Source organism: Pseudactinotalea sp. (genome assembly GCF_048594945.1).
Classification (GTDB): Bacteria; Actinomycetota; Actinomycetes; order Actinomycetales; family Beutenbergiaceae; genus Pseudactinotalea.
The window spans coordinates 1-9,922 of record NZ_JBMDXJ010000186.1 but is presented as its reverse complement, the minus strand read 5'-3'; the positions used below and the strand labels follow the sequence as shown (position 1 = coordinate 9,922).

7 protein-coding genes and 1 pseudogene are annotated in these 9,922 nt (G+C 69.2%); 2 read left to right on the top strand and 6 right to left on the bottom strand.

Features of this window, described 5'->3' with window-relative positions; genetic code table 11:
* A partial coding sequence (locus ACOJSN_RS08315; RefSeq protein ID WP_420112031.1) for a DNA-directed RNA polymerase subunit beta' occupies positions 1–3,884 on the top strand: 3,884 nt, incomplete at its 5' end.
* Between the two features lie 90 nt (positions 3,885–3,974).
* Here the strand turns inward: ACOJSN_RS08315 and ACOJSN_RS08310 are convergent.
* From ACOJSN_RS08310 to ACOJSN_RS08285, 6 genes are read right to left on the bottom strand one after another with little or no spacing between them, the layout of a single operon-like run.
* A complete protein-coding gene (locus tag ACOJSN_RS08310; protein ID WP_420112030.1) occupies positions 3,975–5,219 on the bottom strand; it encodes an APC family permease in 1,245 nt (414 codons plus the stop codon).
* A 60-nt stretch (positions 5,220–5,279) separates the two neighbouring features.
* Positions 5,280–6,209, bottom strand: coding sequence for a M23 family metallopeptidase (locus tag ACOJSN_RS08305; protein ID WP_420112029.1), 930 nt, complete (start codon positions 6,207–6,209; stop codon positions 5,280–5,282).
* Entirely contained in the window at positions 6,206–6,751 is a 546-nt protein-coding gene (locus tag ACOJSN_RS08300; RefSeq protein WP_420112028.1) for an ArsR/SmtB family transcription factor, read from the bottom strand. The genes ACOJSN_RS08305 and ACOJSN_RS08300 overlap by 4 nt, the downstream gene beginning before the upstream one ends.
* Positions 6,752–6,809: 58 nt before the next feature.
* On the bottom strand, positions 6,810–7,772 hold the full coding sequence (locus tag ACOJSN_RS08295; RefSeq protein ID WP_420112027.1) for an ABC transporter ATP-binding protein: 963 nt from the start codon (positions 7,770–7,772) through the stop codon (positions 6,810–6,812).
* On the bottom strand, positions 7,769–8,596 hold the full coding sequence (locus ACOJSN_RS08290; protein WP_420112026.1) for an ABC transporter permease: 828 nt from the start codon (positions 8,594–8,596) through the stop codon (positions 7,769–7,771). The genes ACOJSN_RS08295 and ACOJSN_RS08290 overlap by 4 nt, the downstream gene beginning before the upstream one ends.
* Positions 8,589–9,389, bottom strand: coding sequence for an ABC transporter permease (locus ACOJSN_RS08285; protein WP_420112025.1), 801 nt, complete (start codon positions 9,387–9,389; stop codon positions 8,589–8,591). The genes ACOJSN_RS08290 and ACOJSN_RS08285 overlap by 8 nt, the downstream gene beginning before the upstream one ends.
* Positions 9,390–9,767: 378 nt before the next feature.
* On the opposite strand from ACOJSN_RS08285, the pseudogene ACOJSN_RS08280 reads away from it, so the two are divergent.
* Positions 9,768–9,922 (top strand): annotated as a pseudogene (locus tag ACOJSN_RS08280) (30S ribosomal protein S12); the annotation flags it as partial.

The following is a 9,922-nucleotide window of genomic DNA, read 5'->3' as shown; positions in this document are numbered from 1 at the left end:
TGCTCGACGTCAACGTGTTCGACGAGCTCCGTATCGGTCTGGCCACCGCGGACGAGGTCCGCACGTGGTCCCACGGCGAGGTCAAGAAGCCGGAGACCATCAACTACCGCACGCTCAAGCCTGAGAAGGATGGGCTGTTCTGCGAGAAGATCTTCGGTCCCACCCGGGACTGGGAGTGCTACTGCGGCAAGTACAAGCGCGTCCGCTTCAAGGGCATCATCTGTGAGCGCTGCGGCGTCGAGGTGACCCGGAGCAAGGTGCGCCGCGACCGGATGGGCCACATCGAGCTCGCCGCTCCGGTCACCCACATCTGGTACTTCAAGGGCGTGCCGTCGCGGCTGGGCTACCTGCTCGACCTCGCCCCGAAGGACCTCGAGAAGGTCATCTACTTCGCGGCCTACATGATCACCGAGGTCGACGAGGAGGGGCGCCGCGAGGACCTGCCCAGCCTGCAGAACGAGATCGACCTCGAGAAGAACGAGATCGCCAAGCAGCGCGACCTCGACATCGCCAAGCGCGGTGAGCGGCTCGAGGCCGACATCGCCGAGCTCGAGGCCGAGGGCGCCAAGGCTGACGCACGCCGCAAGGTCAAGGATTCCGCCGAGCGCGAGATGGCTCAGCTGCGCAAGCGCGCCGATGCCGAGATCGACCGCCTCGAACTGGTCTGGGACCGCTTCGTCAACCTCAAGGTCGCCGACCTCGAGGGCGACGAGATGCTCTACCGCCAGCTGCAGGACCGCTACGGCAACTACTTCAAGGGTGCGATGGGCGCCGAGGCGATCCAGCGTCGCCTCGAGACCTTCGACCTGGCTGCCGAGTCGGAGAACCTGCGCGAGATCATCCGCAGCGGCAAGGGCCAGCGCAAGACCCGTGCCCTCAAGCGCCTCAAGGTCGTCAACGCGTTCCTCACCACCACCAACAGCCCGTTGGGCATGGTGCTGGACTGCGTGCCGGTCATCCCGCCGGACCTGCGCCCGATGGTGCAGCTCGATGGTGGCCGGTTCGCGACCTCGGACCTGAACGACCTGTACCGCCGCGTCATCAACCGCAACAACCGCCTCAAGCGGCTGCTGGACCTGGGCGCGCCGGAGATCATCGTCAACAACGAGAAGCGGATGCTCCAGGAGGCCGTCGACTCGCTGTTCGACAACGGTCGCCGTGGTCGTCCGGTCACCGGTCCGGGTAACCGGCCGCTGAAGTCGATCTCCGACATGCTCAAGGGCAAGCAGGGTCGTTTCCGTCAGAACCTGCTCGGCAAGCGCGTCGACTACTCGGGCCGTTCGGTCATCGTGGTCGGCCCGCAGCTGAAGCTGCACCAGTGCGGTCTGCCCAAGCAGATGGCGCTCGAGCTGTTCAAGCCGTTCGTCATGAAGCGGCTGGTGGACCTCAACCACGCCCAGAACATCAAGTCCGCCAAGCGGATGGTCGAGCGCGCGCGCTCGGTCGTGTGGGACGTGCTGGAAGAGGTCATCACCGAGCACCCGGTGCTGCTGAACCGTGCGCCCACGCTGCACCGGCTGGGCATCCAGGCGTTCGAGCCGCAGCTGGTCGAGGGCAAGGCGATCCACCTGCACCCGCTGGTGTGTGGTGCGTTCAACGCCGACTTCGATGGTGACCAGATGGCGGTGCACCTGCCGCTGTCGGCGGAGGCGCAGGCCGAGGCCCGCATCCTGATGCTCTCGAGCAACAACATCCTCAAGCCGAGCGACGGCCGCCCGGTGACCATGCCCACCCAGGACATGATCATCGGTCTGTTCCACCTCACCAGCGCTCGTGAGGGCGTCGCGGGCGAGGGCCGCACGTTCACCTCGCCGGCCGAGGCCACGATGGCGTTCGACGCCGGCGACCTGGACCTCAACGCCTCGATCTCGATCCGCATGGACGACCTCGTGCCGCCTACCGACGGCTTCGAGGCTCCCGAGGGCTGGAGCGAGGGTGAGCCGATCACCTTCGCGACCACGCTGGGCCGTGCGCTGTTCAACGAGCTGCTGCCGGTCGACTACCCGTACGTCAACACGGTGGTCGACAAGAAGGTCCTCTCGACGATCGTCAACGACCTCGCCGAGCGGTACCCGAAGGTCGAGGTCGCTGCCTCGCTGGATGCGCTCAAGGAGGCCGGCTTCCGCTGGGCCACCCGTTCGGGCGTGACGATCGGGATCTCCGACGTGGTCGCCCCCGGCGCCAAGACCGAGATCCTTGCGGGCTACGAGGAGAAGGCCGCCAAGGTCCAGGGTCAGTACGACCGCGGTCTGATCACCGACGACGAGCGCCGTCAGGAGCTCATCGGGATCTGGACCCAGGCGACCGACGACGTCGACACCTCGATGCGGGAGAACTTCCCCGAGCAGAACTCGGTGTTCCGCATGGTCACCTCGGGTGCGCGAGGCAACTGGATGCAGGTGCGTCAGATCGCCGGTATGCGTGGTCTGGTGGCGAACCCGAAGGGTGAGATCATCCCGCGTCCGATCAAGTCGAACTACCGAGAAGGCCTCTCGGTGCTCGAGTACTTCATCGCGACGCACGGTGCCCGTAAGGGTCTGGCCGACACCGCGCTGCGGACCGCCGAGTCGGGCTACCTGACTCGTCGTCTCGTGGACGTGTCGCAGGATGTCATCATCCGTGAGGAGGACTGCGGCACTGAGCGTGGTCTGACGCAGCCGATCGTCGAGGTCGGTCCCGACGGCGTTGCTCGCCGACACGACAAGGTCGAGACGAGCGTCTACGCCCGTACCCTCGCGGGTCAGGCCGTGGCGTCCGACGGCACCGTTCTCGGTGAGTCGGGTGACGACGTCGGTGACGTCCTCATCGACAAGCTGATCGCCTCGGGTGTCGAGAGCATCAAGGTGCGTTCGGTGCTGACGTGCGAGTCCCGCGTGGGCACGTGCGCCAAGTGCTACGGCCGTTCGCTGGCCACCGGCGAGCTCGTCGACATCGGCGAGGCCGTGGGCATCATCGCGGCGCAGTCGATCGGTGAGCCCGGTACTCAGCTGACGATGCGGACGTTCCACTCCGGTGGTGTGGCCTCGGCCGACGACATCACGCAGGGTCTGCCGCGTGTGACCGACCTGTTCGAGGCTCGTACCCCGAAGAGCGAGGCGCCGATCGCCGAGATGGCGGGACGTATCGCCATCGAGGACACCGACCGTGCGCGCAAGATCACGCTCACGCCTGATGACGGCACCGAGGAGATCGTCTACCAGGTCAGCAAGCGCTCGCGCCTGCTCGCCCAGGACGGCGACCACGTGGCGGTCGGGCAGCAGCTGGTCTCCGGTGCTGTTGACCCGAAGAAGGTGCTCCGCATCCTCGGTCCGCGCTCGGTGCAGAAGCACCTCGTGGACGAGGTCCAGGAGGTCTACCGCTCCCAGGGTGTGGACATCCACGACAAGCACATCGAGGTCATCGTGCGGCAGATGCTGCGTCGCGTGACCGTGCTCGACTCGGGTGACTCCCGGCTGCTGCCGGGCGAGTTGTCCGAGCGTGGTCGGTTCGAGGACGAGAACCGCCGCGTGGTGTCCGAGGGTGGGACCCCGGCTGCCGGGCGTCCGGAGCTCATGGGCATCACCAAGGCCTCGCTGGCGACTGACTCGTGGCTGTCCGCGGCGTCGTTCCAGGAGACCACGAAGGTGCTGACCGAGGCCGCGATGAGCGGTCGTTCGGACTCGCTGCTCGGCCTCAAGGAGAACGTCATCCTCGGTAAGCTCATCCCGGCGGGTACCGGTCTTCCCCGGTACCGCAACGTGCGGGTGGAGCCCACCGAAGAGGCGAAGGCGGAGATCTACCCGAGCTTCGGCTACGACGAGATCGACTACGGTCCGATCTCCGAGGGCGCGGACGCGATCGCGCTCGAGGAGCTCGACCTCGGCGGGTTCAGCGACTACCGCTGACCCGGTGTTCACGACACGCCCCCGGCCCTCTGGGTCGGGGGCGTGTCGCGTATCGGGGGTGTGGGTTCCGAGGGGGAAGCGTTGTGGAGCTCAGGACGACCCTCGGGTGCGCAGCAGGCGGTAGCCGAAGCCGGCAGCGAGGACGGCGAGGCCGCCGATCACCGCCTCGGCGGGCAGGCTGAGTGCCACGGCGACGCAGCCGACCACGCCGACGATCGGCAACGCGCGGGGCCAGCGGCGTTGCTCGCGCGGCTGGCGCAACGCCGCGAGGTTCGTCACCGCGTAGTAGACGAGCACTCCGAATGACGAGAAGCCGATCGCCCCGCGGAGGTCGGCGATGAGCACGATCACCACGATCACGAGGCCGAGCAGCAGCTGGGCTCGCGCGGGCACCTGGTGACGCGGCTCGACGACTGCGAGCGACCGGGGTAGGTCGTCCTCGCGTGCCATCGCGAGCGTGGTCCGGCTGATGCCGGTGAGCAGGGCCAGCAAGGCGCCGAGCGCCGCTGCTGCGGCAGCGATGCGGACGGCGAGCGCCAGCCCGGGGACCGTGAGCTGCTCGGCGAGGTCGGCCAGCGGTGAGGTGGTCCCAGGGAGGTCGCCACCGATGGTGCTCAGCAGCGTGACGGCCACGAGCCCGTACAGCAGGACCACGGTGGCGAGGGAGATCAGCACGGCCCGGCCGATCATCGCCGGTGTCCGCACTTCCTCGGCGAGGGTGGCGATGCGTGCGTAGCCGGCGAAGGCGAAGAACAGCAGGCCGGCGCCCTGGAGGATGCCGTGCCAGCTCGTCGGCGGTTCGAGGCTCGGCGGCGCGGGCGTCGAGCCGACCGAGCTGGCGATCAGGAGCGCCACCAGACCGAGCAGTGCGATCACGAGCAGCACCCGGGCCACCTGCGCGGTGCGGGTGATACCGCGCACGGCTGCGAGGGTGAGGGCGGCCACGGCCGCCGCCGCGACCGCGCGCTGCACCCACGCCGGCCCAGGCATCACGTACGCGGCGAACGTGAGCGCCATCGCCGCACAGGACGCCGTCTTGCCGATGACGAAGCCCCAGCCTGCCGTGAATCCCCACCAGGGACCGAGTACCCGGTTGCCGAACACGTAGGTGCCACCTGAGGCAGGGTGGTGTGCGGCGAGTTGCGCCGACGATGTCGCGTTGCAGAGTGCGAGGACCGCAGCGACAGCGAGGGCGACCAGCAGTGCGTCACCGGCGGCTGCGCTCGCCGGGCCCCAGACGGAGAAGATGCCGGCGCCGATCATGGCGCTCAGTCCGACGACGACGGCGTCCCGTACCCCGATCCGTCTCGCCAGCTCGGGTTGAGGGGCCGTCACGGCATCAACCTACGGGATGCGCTAATCGATGGGGGCACCGCGCAGCAGGGTCCCGGCGGTTCAGGGCGTCCGTGGTCTGACCGCAGGTGTGGCCACGAGGATCTCGCCGTTTGCGGGGATGCCCGGGAAGCGCTGTGCGGGGTCGGGGCGGTCGGGCTCGAAGTCCTCCGCTCCCGGAGGGAGGTCGGCAGCATCGGGGAGGTTCACCTCGACGGCGCTGAAGGTCATCGGGATGCCTTCGGCCACCCAGGTCGAGGCGCGGTCCATCAGCTGGGCGTGCACGTGGGGCTCGCTGCTGTTGCCCGAGTTGCCGCAGTCGCCGAGCTGCTGACCGGCGTGCACGCGATCGCCGCGCCGGACCTGGAGCGAGCCGCGACGCAGGTGCGCGACCAGGGCGTAGGTGCCGTCGTCGCCGCGGATCACCACGTGGTTCCCGGTGATCCAGCCCGGGCCGGCGAGCATTCGGACCAGTCCCTCGAGGACCAGGTAGGCGCGCGCGGCGGTGCTGGTGCGGCTGCGGTGGTCGCGCCGCCAGCCACGTGCGGTCACGACCGTGCCGTCGATCATTGCCAGCACCGGGGCCCCGAAGCCTGGAAACGCGTCCGGGCGGACCCAGCCGCCGTCGTCGCCGTCCTTCTCATGCGGCTGCGGTGGCCAGGAGACGAGGTCGATCGCGTAGGCCTGCGCGTAGGCGCGGGTGCCGTGGCTGGGCACGGCGGACGACGGGCTGTTGATCGCCATCCAGCTACCGTGCACCGGCGCCGCGACAGGGACCGGGGCGGGCACGACGACCTGGCGGCGTGCGAAGGCCGAGGCGGCGATCGTGATCGCCGCTGCAGCGAAGGCAGCGAACACGAGCCCGCGTTGCGGTCCGCGAACGGCCTCGGGCAGCTCGAGCTCAGCCGTGATACCGCTGAGGACGCCGATGGCGACAGCCACGCTGAGGGTGACGAGGCGGTAGCGGTAGATGGTCCGCAGCAGCGCGGTCACAGCGAGGCCTCCACGATCGTGAGCAGCGGGACCACGCGCGCGGGGAGCACCGTGTACCGGCCGCGGCCGCGTTGGGTCACCCAGCCGGCGGCGACGAGCTGCCGGAGGTGGTGGTGCAGCTGACCTGCGGTTCCCATGTCCTCGACCTCCGCCAGCTCGGCGGTGGTCTCGTGGCCGTTCAGGAGGTGCCGCAGGATGGCGAGACGGACCGGGTGCGCCAGCGCAGCCAGTCGCTGCACGGCCGGCGCCCAGCTCGAGGTGAGCAGGTCGTCGAGCGCGGCACCCTGCTGCCAGTTGACGGGCGTCCCGTCCGGCAACGTGAGGCTGCCCGCCAGGTGAACGGCGCCGTTGGTCAGGTCATCGGCAGCACGAGTGGCGCGGATGCCGTCCACGATCCAGAGGGGTGCGGTCGTATCGGTGGGTGGCTCGCCGGCGCGCTCAGCGTTGTCGTCGGTCCGGTCGAGCGTGCTCGCCTCGAGGCGAGCGAGGCGCTCTTCGAGTCCGGTCAGGCGGGTCTCGACATCGGTCTTCTCTGAGGTCACTCGCCGAGTCTATACGAAAGTACGTAACTACGTACTAGTGATACGGGGACCGAGATGTTCACGACCGCTGCGTGGCGTACAGACGGCGGACGACGTCCTCGATGTCGGGCTCCTCGATCGTGAGGTCGCGCAGCGGTGCGCGGCGGGCCACCTCGGCGAGCACCTTCGCGGCGGTGGCGCCAGGGAGCAGCGCGAGCCGCTGCCGCAGACCCTCGTGCTCGGTGGCGATGAGGCGGGTGCCGGGGACGCCGTCGAGCGGGGCCGAGGGCTCGTCGAGGTCGAGCACCACCACGCGGTCGGCGCCGACGCGCCGCACCAGCCCGGGCAGGTCGCCGGTGTAGGCCACGCGGCCGTGTTCCACGACGATGATCCGGTCGGTGAGGCGTTGGACGTCGTCCATGTCGTGGGTGGTGAGCAGCAACGTGGTGCCGTGGGTCTCGCGCTCGGAGACCAGGAACGTGCGTAGCCGCTCCTTGCTGAGTACGTCGAGGCCGATGGTGGGTTCGTCGAGAATGAGCAGGCGCGGCGAGTGCAGCAGCGCGGCCGCGATCTCGCCACGGATCCGCTGCCCGAGCGAGAGCTGCCGGACCGGGGTGTCGAGGAACCCCGCCAGGTCGAGGGCATCGATCAGCTCGTCGAGGCGCTCGCGGTGGCTGGGGCCGAGTCGATGGATCGAGGCGAGTACCCGGTAGGACTCGCGCAGCGGCAGGTCCCACCACAGCTGCGAACGCTGGCCGAACACCACACCGATCTGGCGGGCGAGCGCGCGCCGGGACCTCTGTGGCTGGAGGCCGCAGGTCTGCACGGTGCCGCTGGTGGGGGCGAGGATGCCGGTGAGCATCTTGATCGTGGTCGACTTGCCGGCGCCGTTGGCGCCGATGTAGCCGACTGCCTCGCCCGCGGAGATCTCGAGATCGAGATCGACGACGGCGTGGACCACTCGCTTGGTCCGTCGCCACCCGCCGGAGCGGATCGTGAAGTCCCGGGTGAGCCCGCGGGCGTGGACGATCTGGTCGGTCATGAGCCGGCTCCCGTGTAGTGACGAAGCCCCGCGCGCCACAACAGCATCGCGGCACCCCAGGCCGCCAGCGCAGCAACCGGCGTCAGCCAGCCGAGCCACGCAGGCGTCCAGGAGGGGCCGTCGAGCCCGAGCAGAAGCAGGGTGGGTAGATAGGCGGTGAACGCTGCGGGCACCACGAAGGTGAACAGCACCCGCATCGGCGTCGTGAAGATCGCGGTGGGGTAGGTGGCCGCGTAGCTGCTCCCGTACGTGAAGGAGTTGACCATCTCGCTTGCGTCGACCAGCCAGAACTGGCAGCCGGCTGCCGCGACGAAGAGCGCGCTGAAGATCGCCGTGCCCGCCACCGGTGTCATGATCAGCAGCGTCACGGTGGCAGGGGTGAAGGCGATCGGGTTCACGGCCAAGGCGATCACGAGCACCACCACAGCGATGCCGGCGCGGCCGAGCCGCCGCAGCTGAATATCGTCCGTGGCGAGCTGGGCCAGGACCGGCAGCGGGCGGAGCAGCAGTGCGTCCAGCGTGCCGGTGCGCACGTAATACGGGATGCGGTCCAGGTGACCGACCAGCAGGTCCGCCAGGCTGAAGGCGAGGTTGGCCAGCCCGAACATCAGCGCCATACCGCCGAAGGTCAGTCCGCCCAGGGCTTCGATCGAGCTGAAGATCACGTAGATCTCCGCGAACTCCAGGACACCGATGCCGACCGATCCGATGACGTCGAGGGCGAACGAGCGCCGGTACTCCAACTGGGCCCGCATCCGGCTTCGCAGAACCGCCCGGTAGGGCGCGACGGCGCCCGCCAGTCGGGTGGAGGAGCGCTCAGCCACCCTGCACCACCAGACGCCGGACGGCCAGCAGCCACACCAGCCGGCCCGCCACGAGCAGACCGGTCGCCCACGCGAGCTGGATGCCGATGGCCGTGGCAGCAGCGGCACCCGTGACGTGACCCATCATCACGTCGATCGGCGTCTGCAGGATCGAGGGAAACGGCGTGGCGGACGCCAGTGCACCGAGCCACTCCGGAAACCAGTGGACCGGGACCACGAGACCCGAGAACAGGTTCCCGGTGACGAGGTACAGGGTCGAGACCCCGCGCATCTCCGTCAGCCAGAACGCCAGCAGGCTCACGAGCCACCGCCCCAGGAAGGAGACGACGATGCCCAGCACGAGACTGAGAGTGCCGAGGAGGTAGGGCAGCAGGCGGTCCGGCAGCGCCATCGCTGTGGTGACCAGGCCGACGAGCAGCGTCGGTCCGCCCCGCCATACCAACGTGATTCCGGCGCGGCCGAGATCGGCGCACAGATAGGCCAGCGGTGGGTCGACCGGGCGTGCGAGATCCACCGCGATGTCGCCCGATCGGATCCGATCGGCCAGGTCGTTGTTCCACCACAGGTGCACGACCGAGAGGAACGCCTGCCCGAACCAGACGTACGTCGCGGCAGCCAGCGGGTCGTAGCCCGCGAGCGTGCCGCCGGCCGCCCCGACCGCTCCGCCCGTGATCGCCGTGCGGATCAGCCCGAAGACCGCGTTGGTGAACGCACCGCCGATCAGCGCTGCGCGATAGGCCGACCAGCGCCTCCACCCGGTCCCCGTCAGGGCGGCGAGCGCGGCGAGGGACACAAGCGCGAGAACTTACCGGCTACCGTGGGGAGCGTCAACCGACGAGCGGCGGTGTGATCTCGGCCTCCCCGGACAGATTGGTTGCGCTGACGGCTTTTGAGCAGGCCCGTCGGTGTTGTACCCTGGACGACGGTGCCCGCTGAGGCGGGCTCTCGCGTGTGCGCAGTTCGGCCCGTGCGTCGTCCCTGATGGTGCGAAGCAGCAGCCGAACGGCAAGGCGGTCCTCAGACCGGCCGAGCGCACCGACCATCGCTTCGCAGCGGTGACCGGTGCGTCCTGCCAGCCGGACGACACGCCCGGGTGCGGGGGTCATGGCAGCAGCAGGGCAGGACGCAAGAACTCATACAGCAGTACCTCAAGACACGGGACGGAGACCCAGTGCCCACCATTCAGCAGCTGGTCCGCAAGGGCCGCAGCGCCAAGGTCGGCAAGACCAAGACGCCTGCCCTCAAGGGCAGCCCGCAGCGCCGCGGCGTGTGCACGCGCGTGTTCACCACCACGCCCAAGAAGCCGAACTCGGCGCTCCGCAAGGT

Bases quoted from the DNA above. Each gene is read 5' to 3' on its own strand.
- ACOJSN_RS08295 (WP_420112027.1), bottom strand. From the start codon at position 7,772: ATGACCGACCAGATCGTCCACGCCCGCGGGCTCACCCGGGACTTCACG.